Source organism: Boseongicola sp., assembly GCA_014075275.1.
In the GTDB taxonomy this organism is placed as follows: Bacteria; Pseudomonadota; Alphaproteobacteria; order Rhodobacterales; family Rhodobacteraceae.
The window spans coordinates 2,665,872-2,681,812 of sequence record CP046179.1 but is presented as its reverse complement, the minus strand read 5'-3'; the positions used below and the strand labels follow the sequence as shown (position 1 = coordinate 2,681,812).

17 protein-coding genes are annotated in these 15,941 nt (G+C 54.9%); 9 read left to right on the top strand and 8 right to left on the bottom strand.

Translation table 11 applies throughout. The annotated features are described in order from the left end of the window. The first annotated feature begins 17 nt into the window (after window positions 1-17). From pgk to GKR98_13515, 3 genes are all read left to right on the top strand, one after another. The gene (gene pgk / locus GKR98_13525) at window positions 18-1,199 is read left to right on the top strand and encodes a phosphoglycerate kinase (GenBank protein ID QMU59119.1); all 1,182 of its coding nucleotides are present in this window, start codon (window positions 18-20) and stop codon (window positions 1,197-1,199) included. Between the two features lie 80 nt (window positions 1,200-1,279). Beyond that, window positions 1,280-2,170, top strand: coding sequence for a fructose bisphosphate aldolase (locus tag GKR98_13520; protein QMU59118.1), 891 nt, complete (start codon window positions 1,280-1,282; stop codon window positions 2,168-2,170). Window positions 2,171-2,273: 103 nt separating this feature from the next. Further along, a complete protein-coding gene (locus tag GKR98_13515) occupies window positions 2,274-2,576 on the top strand; it encodes a septum formation initiator family protein (protein QMU59117.1) in 303 nt (100 codons plus the stop codon). A gap of 76 nt (window positions 2,577-2,652) precedes the next feature. Here the strand turns inward: GKR98_13515 and GKR98_13510 are convergent, their stop codons facing one another. Then, the gene (locus GKR98_13510) at window positions 2,653-3,351 is read right to left on the bottom strand and encodes a WYL domain-containing protein (protein QMU60104.1); all 699 of its coding nucleotides are present in this window, start codon (window positions 3,349-3,351) and stop codon (window positions 2,653-2,655) included. A 112-nt stretch (window positions 3,352-3,463) separates the two neighbouring features. On the opposite strand from GKR98_13510, the gene GKR98_13505 reads away from it, so the two are divergent. Beyond that, entirely contained in the window at window positions 3,464-3,820 is a 357-nt protein-coding gene (locus GKR98_13505; GenBank protein ID QMU59116.1) for a VOC family protein, read from the top strand. A gap of 45 nt (window positions 3,821-3,865) precedes the next feature. Here the strand turns inward: GKR98_13505 and GKR98_13500 are convergent, their stop codons facing one another. Next, the gene (locus tag GKR98_13500; protein ID QMU59115.1) at window positions 3,866-4,870 is read right to left on the bottom strand and encodes a LysR family transcriptional regulator; all 1,005 of its coding nucleotides are present in this window, start codon (window positions 4,868-4,870) and stop codon (window positions 3,866-3,868) included. 6 nt (window positions 4,871-4,876) lie between these two features. On the opposite strand from GKR98_13500, the gene GKR98_13495 reads away from it, so the two are divergent. After that, window positions 4,877-5,734: a methyltransferase domain-containing protein gene (locus tag GKR98_13495; protein QMU59114.1), complete on the top strand. Its 858-nt coding sequence runs from the start codon at window positions 4,877-4,879 to the stop codon at window positions 5,732-5,734. Between the two features lie 94 nt (window positions 5,735-5,828). Here GKR98_13495 and GKR98_13490 read toward each other — a convergent pair whose 3' ends face one another. Genes GKR98_13490 through GKR98_13475 form a run of 4 tightly spaced genes read right to left on the bottom strand, consistent with a single transcriptional unit; the run spans window position 5,829 to window position 8,656 of the window. Then, window positions 5,829-6,224 carry a GFA family protein gene (locus GKR98_13490; protein QMU59113.1) on the bottom strand — a complete coding sequence of 132 codons (396 nt, stop codon included), beginning with the start codon at window positions 6,222-6,224 and terminating at the stop codon, window positions 5,829-5,831. A gap of 33 nt (window positions 6,225-6,257) precedes the next feature. Further along, window positions 6,258-6,656: a gamma carboxymuconolactone decarboxylase gene (locus GKR98_13485; protein ID QMU59112.1), complete on the bottom strand. Its 399-nt coding sequence runs from the start codon at window positions 6,654-6,656 to the stop codon at window positions 6,258-6,260. A 33-nt stretch (window positions 6,657-6,689) separates the two neighbouring features. Continuing rightward, entirely contained in the window at window positions 6,690-7,772 is a 1,083-nt protein-coding gene (locus tag GKR98_13480) for a Rieske 2Fe-2S domain-containing protein (protein QMU59111.1), read from the bottom strand. Next, window positions 7,769-8,656 carry an SIS domain-containing protein gene (locus tag GKR98_13475; GenBank protein QMU59110.1) on the bottom strand — a complete coding sequence of 296 codons (888 nt, stop codon included), beginning with the start codon at window positions 8,654-8,656 and terminating at the stop codon, window positions 7,769-7,771. Before GKR98_13475 ends, GKR98_13480 begins: the two co-directional genes overlap by 4 nt. Before the next feature lie 66 nt (window positions 8,657-8,722). On the opposite strand from GKR98_13475, the gene GKR98_13470 reads away from it, so the two are divergent. The 4 genes from GKR98_13470 to GKR98_13455 are packed head-to-tail and all read left to right on the top strand — an operon-like array spanning window position 8,723 to window position 14,681. Continuing rightward, window positions 8,723-11,203, top strand: coding sequence for an FAD-dependent oxidoreductase (locus tag GKR98_13470; protein QMU59109.1), 2,481 nt, complete (start codon window positions 8,723-8,725; stop codon window positions 11,201-11,203). After that, window positions 11,200-12,306: a mandelate racemase gene (locus GKR98_13465; GenBank protein ID QMU59108.1), complete on the top strand. Its 1,107-nt coding sequence runs from the start codon at window positions 11,200-11,202 to the stop codon at window positions 12,304-12,306. Before GKR98_13470 ends, GKR98_13465 begins: the two co-directional genes overlap by 4 nt. Continuing rightward, window positions 12,303-13,406, top strand: coding sequence for a mandelate racemase (locus GKR98_13460; protein QMU59107.1), 1,104 nt, complete (start codon window positions 12,303-12,305; stop codon window positions 13,404-13,406). Before GKR98_13465 ends, GKR98_13460 begins: the two co-directional genes overlap by 4 nt. Window positions 13,407-13,409: 3 nt before the next feature. Further along, window positions 13,410-14,681: an aminotransferase class III-fold pyridoxal phosphate-dependent enzyme gene (locus GKR98_13455; GenBank protein ID QMU59106.1), complete on the top strand. Its 1,272-nt coding sequence runs from the start codon at window positions 13,410-13,412 to the stop codon at window positions 14,679-14,681. 321 nt (window positions 14,682-15,002) lie between these two features. Here GKR98_13455 and GKR98_13450 read toward each other — a convergent pair whose 3' ends face one another. Both GKR98_13450 and GKR98_13445 read right to left on the bottom strand, forming a co-directional pair. After that, a complete protein-coding gene (locus GKR98_13450) occupies window positions 15,003-15,722 on the bottom strand; it encodes an alpha/beta fold hydrolase (GenBank protein ID QMU59105.1) in 720 nt (239 codons plus the stop codon). After that, entirely contained in the window at window positions 15,719-15,880 is a 162-nt protein-coding gene (locus tag GKR98_13445; GenBank protein ID QMU59104.1) for a hypothetical protein, read from the bottom strand. Before GKR98_13445 ends, GKR98_13450 begins: the two co-directional genes overlap by 4 nt. Between the last annotated feature and the right edge of the window lie 61 nt (window positions 15,881-15,941).

The following is a 15,941-nucleotide window of genomic DNA, read 5'->3' as shown; positions in this document are numbered from 1 at the left end:
CATCTTAGGAGGCTCAGATGGCCTGGAAAACGCTTGATGATATGGATCTTGCTGGCAAGCTGGTTTTGACACGGGTCGATTTGAACGTGCCCGTGGATGGGGCGCAAGTGACGGATACCACCCGGATCGAGCGTATTGTGCCCACGATCCGGGATATTCTGGCCGGTGGCGGTGTTCCGGTGATGCTGGCGCATTTTGGTCGCCCTAAGGGGCAGCCGAACCCGGACATGAGCTTGCGAGTAGTGGTGCCTGCGCTGGAAGAAGCGCTTGGGCAGCCGGTGAATTTTGTCGAACGACCAGACCGTGGTGCCTTGGATGCCCTGCCCGCCGGATCGGTGGTTCTGGTCGAGAACACGCGGTTCACCCCGATGGAAGAGGCCAATGATCCGATGATGGCGAAGTTTTTGGCCTCGCTTGGGGACATATATTGCAATGACGCGTTTTCGGCGGCGCACCGGGCCCATGCTTCTACCGAAGGCGTGGCGCATTTGTTGCCTGCCTGTGCTGGGCGGTTGATGGAGGCTGAATTGCGGGCGCTGGAAGCGGCATTGAGTGAGCCTAAGCGGCCAGTTGTTGCGGTTGTAGGCGGGGCGAAAGTGTCGACCAAGTTGGACCTTCTGGGCAATCTGGTGCGCAAGGTCGATATGCTGGTGATCGGTGGCGGGATGGCGAATACGTTTCTGGCCGCACAAGGTCACGACGTCGGCAAGTCGCTGGCGGAACATGAGATGACAGACACCGCACGCGAGATACTGGCCAAGGCGGATGAAGCGGCTTGCGAGATTATCCTGCCGGTTGATGTTGTTTGCGCGACTGAATTTGCGGAAGGCGCCGACAATATCACGGTGGCTGCTAATGCTTGTCCGGCGGATCGAATGATCCTGGATGCCGGGCCAGAGTCGGTTGAAAAAGTGAAGGCCGTGTTTGATACCGCCGAGACTTTGATCTGGAATGGTCCGTTGGGCGCGTTTGAAATCGCCCCCTTTGATATGGCGACCAATGCGGCCGCAGCGCATGCGGCGGGTTTGACCCGAGCAGGCAAGTTGGTATCGGTCGCTGGTGGCGGAGATACCGTCGCGGCGCTGAACAAATCGGGTGCGGCCGACGATTTCACCTATATTTCTTCAGCTGGCGGCGCGTTTTTGGAGTGGATGGAGGGTAAAACCCTGCCCGGCGTTGCTGCCTTGGAGAAAAGCTGAGGCTGTTAGCGGCACCACGATTGCATGCAAGGCCCGCGTTGCCTAAGACGGGCGCAGGTTTTGAAAAGGATGAGGTTCGGATGTCACGGGAACGCCAAGCAGAGCAGATGCGCTCGGGTCAGGGATTTGTAGCGGCATTGGACCAAAGCGGTGGATCGACGCCGAAAGCGCTTAAGCTTTATGGGGTCGAGGAAGATGCCTATTCCGGTGACGCCGAGATGTTCGATCAGATCCACGCGATGCGGTCGCGGATCGTCGCCGCCCCTGCCTTTACCGGTGAAAAAGTTATTGGTGCGATCCTGTTCGAAATGACGATGGATCGTGCATTTGAGGGTACTCCGGCGGCTCAGCATCTTTGGGAAGCCCGCGGCGTTGTTCCGTTTTTGAAGTGCGACAAGGGGCTTGAGGCCGAAGAGAATGGCGTTCAGCTGATGAAGCCGATGGGCGATCTGGACGGGTTGCTGAGCCGGGCTGTGGCCAAGGGCGTGTTTGGGACCAAGATGCGGTCAGTCATCAACGCTGCAAACCAAGCCGGGATCGCCGCCATTGCGGATCAGCAGTTTGAGATTGGAAATCAGATACTTGGCCATGGTTTGATGCCAATATTGGAGCCAGAAGTGAACATCACTATCTCCGATAAGGCCGAGGCTGAGGCGATTTTGCGCGATGAGATCCACCGCAATCTGGACGCCCTGCCCGATGGCACCGAGGTGATGTTGAAGCTGTCGCTGCCAAGCGAAGACAACTTCTATCGGTCCCTGATTGATCATCCCAAAATCATGCGGGTTGTCGCCCTGTCAGGCGGGTATTCGCGCGACGAAGCCAATGATCTGTTGTCGCGAAACCGTGGCATGATCGCCAGCTTCAGCCGCGCGTTGTCCGAAGGGCTGTCAGCTCAGCAAAGCGACGACGCGTTTAATGCCACAATCGCCTCGACGATTGACTCGATCTACAACGCTTCAATCGCCTGAGTTCTGCGGCTTTCTGCCCATTGAATATTAAGGGATTCACAAAGGCGAATCACTGTGTCATTGTCTTTGAGCAGGCCCCGGCAGAGGGCCGTTAAGGCAAGACATGAGCAGCAATCTGAAGCGTCCGGCGCTTGGCGTCATCTTCTATTTCGGCCTGATGTTTTCATTGGGGCTGTATTTCACGTTTGCCAGCGTGCAGGGCGATTATGGGTTGTTCGAACGGGTTCAAATCGAAGCCGAGGTCAAAGAATTACAGTTGGAGCACGAACGTCTGGCCGCAGAAGTTGCCAGCCTGGAAAACAAGACTAGGCGCATGAGCGACGATTATCTGGATTTGGATCTGCTGGACCAACAGGCGCGTGACATTCTGGGGCTGATCCGGTCGGATGAAATTGCATTAAACTAGGGTCGGAATTGCTGGCTTTGTTCCGATCACTGCCAGTTGCCTTCTGAATCAGAACTTCCGTTCAAGCCGATGAATATCAAACAACAAGGTCGTCATCGTTTAGCGATGGGCGAAAATCTTCTTTTGGTAGCAACGGGAAATTGTGTTCCGTCATTTCGGCAGTAAGCACACGATCATAGCGAAATGTCCTTGGACTTTTTCGCAGATGATCGAACGCCACAACATACCAAACAGGATATTTTAACAGAAGATAATGCGGGTCGATCCGCCTTTCCGAAGTCTCGCCATCTTCTCTCTGGTATTGGATATCCAACGCCTTTCGCTCGACAAATGCCTGGTGCAAGGCTCGGACGGCCGATTTCGGTGGGGAGGTGACGTTCGCTTGCACGAATGTCGAAGCCGTGTCGCCGATGAGTATTCGTGACTTCAATCGGTTCACTTTGTCGCGCTTTTCAGGTGAGAAGGACGCCACCAACTGTCGCCTGACGGACCCAAGATTTGCCAAAAACATAGGCGAGTTCATTTTTTCCGCAACAGCAATGCTGATGAGTAAATCAACTGCCTCGGAGTAAGCCAGGTTAATACGGCCGACACCCCATTTGCGGTCAAGGCGCACACCCCCACCGCGACCGCGATCCGCGTCAATCTGCATGCCCTGATCGCGCATGAGCGACAGATCACGCGCAATCGTTCGCTCGCTGACTCCGTGCTGAAGCGCAAGGTTTCCGACTGTGCAATGCTCTTCTTGTTTCAGTTGAACGGCTAGCAGCTCCATCCGCCTCAACCTGCCATTTGCATTCGTCCGTGCCATGAAACAAATAAGACATAAACTGTCTTAATATTCAATATTGAGAGGAAGAGACACTATATTAGCTGGAGATCACGCTATGAAAATGAACTATTTTGTCGTTGGCACAAACGACATCGAACGCTCAGCGAAATTCTATGACACTTTGTTCGAGTCCCAAAGTGTGAGCCGCGTTAAGCCAACGGAAAGAATGGTTTACTGGATCGGCGATGATTTCGCTTTTGCCACGGCATTACCCTTTAACAAGGAACCGGCCACCATTGGGAACGGAACAATGGTTGGCTTCAGTGTTGGGGCTGCGCAAGACGTGCAAGCGATCTATGAAAAAGCAATTGACTTGGGCGCGACTTCTGAAGGTTCGCCAAATCAGCGGGGTCCCCGGTATTCGGCCTATGTTCGAGATCTGGATGGAAACAAGTTGTGCTTCTCGGATTAATAAAATGCGCTGAAAGCGTCACAAGGCGAATTTGGTTGCCAGCATTTAATCCCGCTCTAGCAGAATCTCCACCCCACCTGCCCTGACCTTGCCCATGAACTCGGCCCGTCTGGCGGATATGCCGTCGTAAAGGTGGGTCATCAATGCGCGAATACGGGCTGTTTGGCGCAAGTCGTTGTGAGTGAGAATCCAGACGTCCATGTTTAGGTGTTCCAGATTTTCCGAGATGCGCACAAGACGGAGATCGGCATCGACAAGGTTGCACGCCATGACCATGTTGCCCTGCCCTGAAGCCACCGCGTTGATGACGCCAAGTGGCGAGCCGGAACTCATAACCGTGCGTTGAGCCACAGCCTCGGTGCTTGGAAAGATCAATGGAACCAACCAGTTGGCGGTATCGGCGGCGACGCACCAGTTTTGATCGGCCATTGATATCCCGCGTGTTTTGTTGATGTAAGCGCGGCTTGAATACAAGGTGGCGCGAAAGGCGCAGGCTTTGCGTCCAAAGGCGCTTTCAGCCGGATTTTTGGCATAGCGAACCGCGACTTCTGCGGCCTTTTTAGACAGATCCAGCGTCGTATGTTGTGGTTCAATGTGAACAGAGACATCCGGGTGCTCTTTGCAGAATTCGGCGACCAGTTTGGGGGCAAGTTCGACTGCCAGCCCCTCGGAGCAGGTCAGACGAATTGGTCCCGATAAAGTCGCGTCCTGGGCAAGTATCTTGCGACTGAGATCGTCTACCTCTTTTTCGATCCGCTGGGCGTGTTCGTGGGCCGCGTGTCCTGCTTTTGTCATCAAGTAGCCCTGGGGCAATCGATCAAAAAAACGCACGCCTGTTTTGTCTTCGATGGCGTTGATTTTGCGGGATACAGTCGAGTGATTGATACCAAGGGTGCGGGCCGCCCCTGACAGGCTTTCACTACGGCAAATCGCCAGGATCAAGTGCAGATCGCTCCAATCGAGACCACGGATGCCGTGAGCAAATGTCGTTTTCGACCTACCCATGATCAAGTCCGCCCTGTGCAATTCTGCAATTCGTCGTTTCCACATTAGGGAATGTTCCGGGCACGGGGAAGTCGTGATGCTGTTGCGAGTGGAACCAGATTGAGGACTTTCGACATGCCTGACCTTTATTCGACAATTGCCGACGTGCCGGTGAAAACTCAGGAGTTGTTGGGAGATGCACTGACAATTCGTGCCAATGATCCGCAGATGATCGATATGCGGCGGCGTTACTTTGATTGGCTGGATGTTGAGCCGGGCGCCAGGGTATTGGAAATCGGCAGCGGCACTGGGCACGTTATTGCTGATCTGGTGCAGACAACGGGTGCTGGCTGTGCTGTCGGTCTTGATCCTAGTCCGGCGCTGATCAACCGGGCTGTGAGCCGATTTGGTGACATCGAGAACCTGAGTTTTGTTACCGGCGACGGGCGGTCAACCGGCTTTGCCGATCAGGAATTTGATCTGGTCGTATTTCACACAACCCTTTGCCACATACCTGAACCTGCCAAGGCATTGCGCGAGGCGTTTAGGCTGTTGAAACCCGGCGGGCAAATTGTGGTGTTTGATGGGGATTATGCAGCCAATACGACGGCCTTAGGGGACCTGGACCCACTTCAGGCTTGTCTGGAACAAGTTGCGGCCAACTTAATTCACGACAAATGGTTGTGCCGGACACTTACCCATCGACTTGAAGAATCTGGATTTAAGGTGGGCCGACGCGACGCGCATCCCTATTTTGCCGATGGCGATGCGGCGTATTTCCTGACGCTGATATCGCGGGGCGCTGAATTTATGGTGTCGGATGGGCTACTCGGCCCCGAGGGTCGCGACATGTTGATAGACGAAGCGCGGGCGCGCATTAAGGCATTAAGAACGGCACCTTTTTCGGATCAATCATGTTCATGTCGGTGATCGGACAGCGGCCCGCGTAAAGATCCCTAAACCCAAATCGCTTGGGAGGGTCTTTAAAGATAGGGTTTGTTGACGAACGACGACCTTTCGGCCGTCAAAACCACATATCGCGAACAGTCCGACCATCAGAAGGGAGTGGTGTGAAACTATTGTGTCCTTCGAAATGACGGATCGGCACGTCGTTGATTGGCGAAGGATCGGACATTCGGACATTGACCGCCGTCCGTATCTTGCCAGTTTTGTTAGGTGAACTTTCGATAAAGTGGGTCATGCAACCGCATGTGGTACAGAAGTGAAAGTTGATGGACCCGCTATCCTGACGCCGATAGGACTCTGATTTCCCAGACGTGTGAATGTCCTGATCCAAGATCCCATAGGCACACATGGACCCATAGCGCCGACAAACCGTGCAGTTACAGGTCGTGACCAAAGTTGGAAGCGCGTCGAGTGTCCATTCAATATTACCGCAATGGCAAGAACCTGTTAGCATGAATAATCTCCGTTCTTAGTCACCAGACCGGCATTAACACTGGACCTTAATCCCCTGTTCCTCAAACACTTTTCGCGCTGCACGAAAACATTCAAGCGCTTGTGGAACTCCGCAGTAAATTCCGACAACGTGAATAATGGCGCGAATTTCTTCCGGTGTGACCCCATTGTTGATCGCACCACGGCAATGAATTTCCCATTCGTGCATTTTGCCCAGCCCGCCGATCATCGAAAGGTTCATCATTGACCGGGTCTTTGGGTCAATAACGTCATCGCCCCATCCGAAACCCCAACACCATGCGGTCATTGCTTCCTGAAAAGGTCGGGTGAATTCGTCTGCATTGGCCAGGTTCTTTTCGACGTATTCGGCGCCAAGAGTGGATTTTCGTTGTTCCAGCCCCTTCAAAAAGAGGTCCTCGTCAAATGCGCTCATGGCCTGTCCTTTAGATGATTCCGAATTGATCACTCAGGCCTCATCAATGGCGTCGCGCATCCACTTTTGCAAATGCATCACCGGGTGTTCAGAGTTGACGCCGCCGCAAGGGTCAATGACCAGTGGGCCGGGCATGTAGCCACGCGATGCAAGGCCGCGTTGCACTGACTCGACCAAATGAATGTCTTCTTCGACAGTGGTTTCGCGATCTTGCACGGCCAACTGTCGGACCTTTGCATCATCGGTAGCACCAACCGAATACCACCCTCGCCAAACCACAACGTGGCCCGCATCGACGGCGCGCCAGTGATAGGTATTTAACACATTTCCCGGATAGACCTGGAATGAGAACAATGGCCACAGGAACCAACTGGAATACTCGTCGAAATGGTCAAAGCCCGAGTGAATGTAATAGGTCATGTTTTCGAGGTTTTGACACTCGGTCGTGTGACGCAAGCATTTGCCCTGGGGCTGGATGTCATAAGTTTCGGGTTTGACGACACCTTTGGCGAATGTCGGATGGTTAAGCGCACAATGGTAGCATTCTGAATAGTTCTCAATCGAGACTTTCCAGTTGCAGGCTTCGGGAATTTCAACCCATTCCAGCGGTTTCAAGTCAGCCCAGTTGGGCACAAACTCAGAAAGCTCTGCCCGTGCCCCCGGAAACCATTCATCCATCGGGGCTGAGTTCGGGTCGAGGTTGACGAACAGGAAGCCCAGGAAGACCTCGGCACGCACCTCGGTCAGGCAAATTTTGGACTTATCGAAGCCTTCGACAGAATTGGTGTTCGAGCCAGCGCGAAGTTCGCCAGTAAGCTCGTATGTCCACGCGTGGTAAGGGCACACCATGACCCTGGTGGTGCCGGTACCGCTGACCAGTTGATGTGCACGGTGCTGGCAGACGTTGTAAAACACGCGGATCTGATCGTCGCGGCCGCGAATGGCAAAAAGGCTTTCACCCGCAATCTCGAAAGTTGCGTAATCGCCGACGCCGCCCAACGCACTGGCATGACAGCCGAATTGCCAGGTCTTTGACAGCACACCCTGGGATTCCAACCGGAAGATTTGTGGGTCGGTATAGTATCGTGCGTCTAATGATCTGATAGGGCCGCTCATTCACCCTCCTTGCTATATAGCCCAAGTTGATGGCGACGTTTGTGAAAGACCTCCACGCGCTGCACGATTTCATCGCTGGCGCTTGCAATCACAAACGACAACAGCGTTTCAAGGAGTGCAATGATGCTGACAGACGAGGGGAAGAATTGGGGCGTCTCGACCGAAACCACAAATCCGTGGTCGACACTGTGCAGGATCGGGCTGGCAGGGCTGTCGGAAAGCGAAATGACAGTAAGCCCTTGTTCCCGCGCAATTTTTACCGCCTCTACAACCTCGGACCTATAGGGCTTGCACGTCATCGCGATCAAAACGTCGCGTTCGTCGGCCCAAGCAAGATCGTCTATTGGTGTTGAGCCTGAATTCGGGATTGCCTGAAATTGCACCATGCCGGTCGAGGCCAGATAGGTGAAATTACGAGCGTTCGAATTGTGCACACCGACGCCCAGCACATAGACATTGCGGGAGTTCCAGATATCGCTGGCGGCCGATTTCAGTTGCTCTGCCGAAATCCCGGCAAATGTTTCTTCGACATTGCGCAACACGTCCTGCACCATATCAGCATATAGACCGCCCAAGTCGTCGGATTTGCGCATGTCCTGAAGCCAGCGTGCCCGGTCGGGGAAATCTGCGGCGCCTCGCCGGATCGCATCGCGAAACGGCACGCGGAAATCGTCGTAGCCGTCAAAGCCGACCTGACGCGCCATGCGCACGACCGTGTTTGGCTTTACCTTGGCAGCTTTTGCGATCTCGCGGACTGTCGAAACGCCCACATCGCGGGGGTTTTCCAGCACATAAGTGGCGGCTTTGCGCGCCTCGGGAGTCAGCTCTGGCAATTCCTCGGCAAGACGCTTCAAAATTGAATTTGATACATTTGTCCCATTCATGATTGACGATGGTATTTTTGTCCGCCTACGTTGTCGAGAGAAAAACGACTCGAAAGGATCGAATTCGTGGCAACGAATTTTCCATCGCAGGCGCGCGTGGTCATTGTGGGCGGGGGCGTCATGGGCGTTGGGCTGGCCTATCACCTTGGTCATGAACACTGGGGTGCCGACACGGTTCTTTTGGAAAAGGCCGAACTGACCAGCGGCAGCACCTGGCATGCGGCGGGTCAGATAACCCATTCCACATCCAGTTTCGGTTTGGGCAAATGTGTTGATTACAACATTGGGCTTTATTCAGGTGCGCTCGAATCCGAAACGGGCCAGGCAGTCACCTGGCATGGCTGCGGTTCTTTTCGGCTGGCCTATACAGAAGATGAAATGGACTGGTTACGCCATACGTTGTCGGTCGGACGGTCGTTGGGGTTCAACATCGAGCTTGTCGGGCCTGAGCGCGTCCGAGAGTTGCATCCGTTTTACAATCTTGAAGGTGTTCTAGGGGCCCTACACACGCCGGATGACGGGCATGTCGATCCAACAAATGTAACCATGGCAATGGCTGCTGGAGCTCGTCGGAATGGCGTGCGGATCATCCGAAATTGCCGGGCCACCAACATCACACAGACTGCCCGTGGCGAATGGAGGGTTGAAACCGAGCAAGGGACCATCACCTGCGAGCATGTAGTCAACGCTGGCGGCACTTATGCCCGCCAGATGGGCGAGTGGTCGGGACTGCAACTGCCCATGACCTCGATGACCCACCATTACTTTGTGACCGAGCCGGTGCCGGAATTTGAGGCATTGGCGACCGAACTGCCGGTCATCCGCGATGACCGCAAGGTTTCAGGCTATATTCGGATGGAGCAGAAGCGCGGCTTGATCGGGATATATGAAAAAGCCAACCCGAATTCGGTCTGGCATGATCATTGCCCGTGGGAATATGAAAATTGGCTGTTTGATGCGGATTATGATCGGGTCATGCCGTGGCTGGAAGAAAGCCTGAACAGAATGCCTATCTTTGCCGAACTGGGCATTCAGCGCGATGTGCATGGGGCGATCAGTCATCCGCCGGATGGCAACCCGTTGATCGGACCCGCACCGGGGGTTCGCAATTACTGGTGTTGTTGTGGCACACAGATCGGCATCGGCTGGGGGCCTGGGCTGACGAGGGAGCTGGCGCGCTGGATGGTGCATGGATCGGCAGATATCTCGATGAGAGAATACGATCCGCGCAGGTTTGGGGCTTATGCCACAAAGGATTGGCAGGTTATCAAGGCAGAGGAAGATTACTGCCTGCGCCACGAAATTCCGTTTCCGCATTTCAATTGTTTGGCCGGGCGTCCGATCAAGCCTTCGCCATTGCATGAAGTGTTGCGGGAAAAAGGTGCCGTGCATGAAGAAGTCTATGGGTTCGAGCGACCACGTTGGTTTGCGCGCGGTGATGTGGCGCAACGAGACCACTATTCCTTCCGCCGCAACGACGTGCACAGGATGGTTGGTTTCGAAGTAAAGGCGGTGCGCGAGCGTGTTGGCCTGATGGACGTGACCGCCTTTACCAAAGTCGAGGTGTCTGGACCGGGAGCATATGCCCTGCTGGATCGGCTGACCGCGAACCGGATGCCACAGCAGGTAGGCTCGATCACACTGACCCATATGTTGAACCGGCGTGGACGGATCGAGTTGGAAACGACCATTGCGCGGTTAGCCGACGACCGGTTTTATCTGGTTTGCGCGGCGTTTTTTGAACAAAGGCTGTTGGATCATCTGAACCATAATCGCGCGGGCGAGGACGTGGCCATTGTTGCGCTGTCGTCAAAACGCTCGGCGTTGTCACTCAATGGCCCGCGTTCACGAGATGTTTTGGCTGCTTGCACGGAAAGCGATCTGAGCAATGCAGCATTTCGTTGGCTATCAGCCCAACAGGTCGAAATTGCCGGGCATTTGGTTTGGGCTTTTCGGATGTCTTATGCTGGTGAGCTGGGGTGGGAGTTTCACATGCCGAACGCTGCCTGTCTGGATGTCTACAATGCGCTTTGGGCTGCTGGCGCGCGTCATGGCATTGCAGACTACGGAAGTTTTGCCATGAACGTTCTGAGGATGGAAAAAGGCTTCAAAGGGGCTGGCGAGTTAACCAACGAAGTGACACTCGCCGAGGCCGATGTCTTGCGGTTTGCGCGCACAGACAAAGACTATCTGGGTCGGGAGGCCACGTTGAATTCGGATCTGCCATGGGTCTGTGCGTATTTGGAGATCGAGCCGGACGGAGACGTTGACGGACATGGGGGCGAGGCTGTGCTTCAGGACGGCAGGATTGTGGGATCAACCGCCTCGGTTGCGTACGGGCATACGGTCGGCAAAATTCTGGCGTTTGCCTATGTGAAACCAAATGCAGCGGTTCCGGGCACTGTGTTGGAGGTTGTCATTCATGGACAAAGCCGTGCAGCACTTGTTTTGGCAGAACCGGCCCATGATCCGCAAAGCCTTTTGCCTCGCGCAGACGCGGTGCAAGGTAGACCAGAAGAAACTTCAGAGCTTGTGAGGTCAGGATGAAGATTTCACGGATCACAGTTTATCAGGTCGATCTGCCACTTGAGCATCCCTATTGGTTGTCAGCGGGGCGGCTGAAGTTCGAAGTGCTGGACGCTACTTTCATTAAAGTTGAGACCGACGCCGGAATTGTAGGTTGGGGAGAGGGCACACCCTGGGGGCACACATATGTGCCTGCTCATGGTCCGGGCATCCGCGCCGGAATCGCGACGATGGCGCCCTATATTCTGGGGTTAGATCCGCGTCGAAACCTGGACATCGAACGGGCCATGGACCTTGCCCTGCCCGGCCACCTTTATGCCAAAAGCCCAATGGATATGGCGTGTTGGGACATTGCCGGGCAAGCAGCAGGTTTGTCGATTGCCGATCTGATGGGCGGTGGTTCAAGAACGCCACGCCCGATCGCATCGTCCGTGGGGGCCACAACTGCAACGGATACACGCGCAGTGATCGACCGCTATCGTCAACGTGGTTACATCGCCCATTCGGTGAAAATTGGGGGTGATGTCGAACGAGATATTGCGCGCATCCGCGACGTCGAGAGCATTCGTCGCGAGGGCGAGATTGTTCTGTATGATGTCAATCGAGGGTGGACGAGGCAGCAGGCGTTGCGGGTGATGAACGCTGTCGAAGACCTGAACGTTATGGTCGAACAACCCTGCGAGTCCTTGGATGATATTGCCGCGATTTCGGCGAAACACGCGACGCCGGTTTCCGTGGATGAAAGCCTTGTAACATTGCAGGACGCAACCCGGATTGCGCTGGATGGGCTGGCCGAAATTTTTGGCATCAAGTTGAACCGGGTCGGCGGTTTGACCAAGGCGGCGCGGATGCGAGACATCGCGCTGACCCATGGTATTGACATGTTCATCATGGCCACGGGCGGTAGTGTTCTGGCGGATACCGAAGCTCTTCATCTTGCCGCGACCATTCCAGACGACAATTGCCGCGCGGTCTGGGCGTGTCAGGACATGATCACGGTCGATATCGCTGGTGGGCGCGGACCGCGCAACGTCGATGGATATCTGCATTTGCCCGAAGGTCCGGGATTGGGGGTGCATCCAGATGAAGATGCCTTGGGCGATCCGGTGGCGCTATATTCATGAAAGTGTCCCGGCTGACATTATGGTCCGTAGAGCTGACCAGCCATGCCACCTATTACATGGCCGAAGGCAAAACCTGCGCGACAGTCGAAACTCATGTTCTGTGCCTGGAGACCGATACCGGATTAAAAGGCTGGGGCGAAGTCTGCCCAATACCGCACTACTTGCCTGCGTTTGCCAAAGGGGTTCCAAGTGCGGTTCAAGAGATGGCGCCCGAGATTCTGGGCATCGAACCTTTCGGCATTGATGCCCCGATGCGGAAACTGGATGTGTTCCTTTTGGGGCATCCTGCCGCTAAATCCATTGTTGATATCGCGCTGTGGGATCTTTTCGGGCAAGCGACCGGCCTGCCGCTTTATGCGCTGTTGGGCGGGCGCACGCGCAAAGACATGCCACTTTATCACTCGATAACCTGCATCGCGCCCGACGAGATGGCATTTATTGCGAAAGAGGCCCTTGCCAGCGGCATTCAGCAATTTCAGGCGAAACTTGGCGCAGATCAGGATTGGCAGGCGGACGTCGAGCGCCTGACCAAAGTGCGCGAGGTCGTTGGTTCTGGTCCATTGGTCTACGGCGATTGGAATTGCGGTGCGTCACGGCTTCAGGCGACGCGCACTGGGCGCGCCGTTCAGCATCTGGATGTAATGCTCGAGCAACCCTGCAAGACCCTGGAAGAGTGCGCAGCTGTCCGTCAAGCAACTGGCTTGCCGATGAAGATTGACGAAAACGCATTTGATCTGGCGTCATTGACCCGTGCCCACCAATTGGGGTGCCTGGATGCGGTGGCTTTGAAGCTTTCAAAGTTCGGCGGGCTTTCGGCCATGCGGAGAGCGCGCGATCTATCTGTGCATCTGGGAGCAGGGATTTGTGCAGAATGCACCTGGGGGTCGGATATCGTCACCGCGGCCGCACTTCATTTCGCCGCATCCACACCTCAGGGCTCCTTGATGAACACCTGCGATCTGGCATCCTATGTGGGACCGCGCCTTTGCCCTGAAGCACCACAAAGAGAAAACGGGCGCATTGCACCGCCGGAAGGTTCTGGGCTTGGCGTTGTGCCTGATCCGGATATCTTGGGCACTCCAATTTTTGAAATGGCCTGACACATGCAGAAACTGAACACACAATCCGAGTGGATTGCCCGCGCCCGCGAAGTTCTTCCGGCTGGTGGCTTTGGCAACTTTGATACCAACATCCTTATTTCGCGCGGCCAAGGCAGCCGGGTCTGGGACGAAGACGGCAAGGAATACATCGATTATCTGATTGGCTCAGGGCCAATGCTACTGGGGCATGGGCATCCGGAAGTGATGGAAGCGGTTTTTGAGCAGCTTCCCAAAGGCATGACCTTTTTTGCGAACAACAGTCGGGGTGTGGAACTGGCCGAGGCCATAGTCGAGGCAGTGCCATGCTGCGAGCAGATTCGTTTTGTCGCCTCTGGCGGTGAAGCGGATATGTATGCCATCCGGCTGGCGCGTGCCTATACCGGGAAAAGCAAGATCCTGAAGTTCGAGGGCGGATATCACGGCATGAGTGCCGAGGCGCAGATGAGCCTGGCTCCGCAAGTGCAGGTCAATTTCCCGCAAGCGGTGCCAGATAGCGCCGGCATCCCGGATGGTGTTGCCGATGAAATGCTCATTGCGCCTTTCAATGATCTTCAGGCGGTAGCCGAGCTGCTGGACGGCAATTCTGACGTGGCGGCGATTATTGTTGAACCGTTGCAGCGGATCATTCCTGCTGAAGCGGGATATTTGCAGGGGCTGCGAGATCTTTGCGACACGCATCAGGTTTTGTTGATTTTCGATGAGATCGTCACGGGATTTCGGTTGGCCTATGGCGGAGCGCAGGAGAAATACGGCGTGGTGCCTGACATTTGCACGCTGGGTAAAATCATCGGTGGTGGATTTCCGTTGGCAGCCCTAGGTGCCAGCGCCGAGATCATGCAGCACTTTGATGTCGGGCGTGTTGGCCCGGATAAATGGCTGATGCAGTTGGGAACTTTGTCGGGCAATCCCGTGGCGTCTGCCGCGGGGCTGAAAAAGATGGAAGTTTTACGCCGTGACGGCGCATATGACCGGCTGCGGACCATTGGCAGTTCTTTGCAGAAAATGCAGACAGAGGCATTGAGCAAAGCCGGGATACCTCACCAGATATGCGGCGATGAAACGTTGTTCGACATCTATTTCACAGACCGCGTTATTCGTGACTACCGCACCGCACAACATGACGATCCAGCGGTTAACGTCCGCTACAATGACGCCTTGCGCAAGGGTGCGATTTTCAAAGCCCCCGGCAAACTCTATCCATCGCTCGCTGTGACCGCTGACGATTTGGAGAAGACAGAGGCGGCAGTTGCACAGGCTGTTGGGGTAATTGGATGACGTTTGGTTGCGTTAGATTACCTTTGGCAATTGGAGCGGATTGCATCGGGTCAGATTTGGAAAGTTGAGACCCAGTAAAACCAAGGTCCGAAGGCTGCTTTGCGGACAAACTTGCCGTTATTCTCATCACGAACAACTGCTTTGAGCGTATACCTATATGCACATGCAACGCTGGCGCGCCAAACGCCAGTCATGCACTAACTGTCGAGACAAGTTAGAAGTTGGCCAAGAGCTATGAAGCGGAAGACAACATCTTCTTTTTCTCCTCCTTGAATTGCGGGGGAAACGGATTTCCTTCCGCGCAAATGAAGTCCGCGCCGCCTACTTAGAAAGAAAATCCATCAGTATAGCATTGAAAAATTTCGGTTTTTCCAGGTGAATTGCATGCGCGCAGAGTGGAAGCACCGCCAAATGACTGTTTGGGATAGTCATCCAGAGCTGCTCGACTTGCGGCCAACCATAAGTCCGATCCTGATCGCCCCAAATGACCAGCGTATCGGCAGCTATTTCACTCAAATAGTCTTCTCCAGACCATCCTCGCATTGCTTCCAGTCCCGCCAGTATCGCAGGCAAACCACTTCGCGCTGCAAGATCAAGGCAGCCCGCATTGTCATCGACACTTTGTTCGTCGAGAAACCAAGTAGCGGCAATGCGGCGCGCCGTGGTCTCAGCACCGTCCGCTGTGGCCCGCGCAATAGATGTCTCAATCGGTTCGAACCGATCCGGCAACACGCCTGTGGGCCCGGTTGCGTATAGAATCAACTTTCTGATCCTCTCAGGCTCCTGGCGAACCATCTCTTGGACGACCATCCCGCCCATGGAGTGCCCCAACAGGTCGAACGTCCTAATTCCCATGTCGGCCAAGTGATCCAATGCCCATCTTGCCATACCATCTATGGACGCAATGGCATTCTGGTCGGCCGCGCGCCCATACCCTGGCAGGTCAAGCCGGATCAACTTTAGATCGGCGGCAAGGTTCTTTTGCGGTCCCCATTGATCGCTGCCACCCATGAAGCCATGGACAAGCACCAAGGGTGTCACTTGCGCCCGCCCTGCACAATTCGGTCAAGGATCATGGCGCAAAAGAGGATCGAGAAACCAGCCAAAATACCCTGCCCCACGTTAGCGTATTGCAGAGCCTCAAGGACATCTTCGCCAAGACCTTTGGCCCGACGGCCGCCTCGTGGCCGATGCTGCACAACGCCAGCATTTTTGGTTGCTGCAGCGTAGCTTCGCCGAAGCAGGCATTTTTGAATGTCA

What these genes read in the sequence shown, in the direction of transcription:
- GKR98_13485 (QMU59112.1), bottom strand. Translation starts at nt 6,656, where the DNA reads ATGAGCGCATTTGACGAGGACCTCTTTTTGAAGGGGCTGGAACAACGA.
- GKR98_13520 (QMU59118.1), top strand. Translation starts at nt 1,280, where the DNA reads ATGTCACGGGAACGCCAAGCAGAGCAGATGCGCTCGGGTCAGGGATTT.
- GKR98_13480 (QMU59111.1), bottom strand. Translation starts at nt 7,772, where the DNA reads ATGAGCGGCCCTATCAGATCATTAGACGCACGATACTATACCGACCCA.
- GKR98_13505 (QMU59116.1), top strand. Translation starts at nt 3,464, where the DNA reads ATGAAAATGAACTATTTTGTCGTTGGCACAAACGACATCGAACGCTCA.
- GKR98_13500 (QMU59115.1), bottom strand. Translation starts at nt 4,870, where the DNA reads ATGTGGAAACGACGAATTGCAGAATTGCACAGGGCGGACTTGATCATG.
- GKR98_13475 (QMU59110.1), bottom strand. Translation starts at nt 8,656, where the DNA reads ATGAATGGGACAAATGTATCAAATTCAATTTTGAAGCGTCTTGCCGAG.
- pgk (QMU59119.1), top strand. Translation starts at nt 18, where the DNA reads ATGGCCTGGAAAACGCTTGATGATATGGATCTTGCTGGCAAGCTGGTT.
- GKR98_13495 (QMU59114.1), top strand. Translation starts at nt 4,877, where the DNA reads ATGTTCCGGGCACGGGGAAGTCGTGATGCTGTTGCGAGTGGAACCAGA.
- GKR98_13510 (QMU60104.1), bottom strand. Translation starts at nt 3,351, where the DNA reads ATGGAGCTGCTAGCCGTTCAACTGAAACAAGAAGAGCATTGCACAGTC.
- GKR98_13465 (QMU59108.1), top strand. Translation starts at nt 11,200, where the DNA reads ATGAAGATTTCACGGATCACAGTTTATCAGGTCGATCTGCCACTTGAG.
- GKR98_13515 (QMU59117.1), top strand. Translation starts at nt 2,274, where the DNA reads ATGAGCAGCAATCTGAAGCGTCCGGCGCTTGGCGTCATCTTCTATTTC.
- GKR98_13490 (QMU59113.1), bottom strand. Translation starts at nt 6,224, where the DNA reads ATGCTAACAGGTTCTTGCCATTGCGGTAATATTGAATGGACACTCGAC.
- GKR98_13455 (QMU59106.1), top strand. Translation starts at nt 13,410, where the DNA reads ATGCAGAAACTGAACACACAATCCGAGTGGATTGCCCGCGCCCGCGAA.
- GKR98_13460 (QMU59107.1), top strand. Translation starts at nt 12,303, where the DNA reads ATGAAAGTGTCCCGGCTGACATTATGGTCCGTAGAGCTGACCAGCCAT.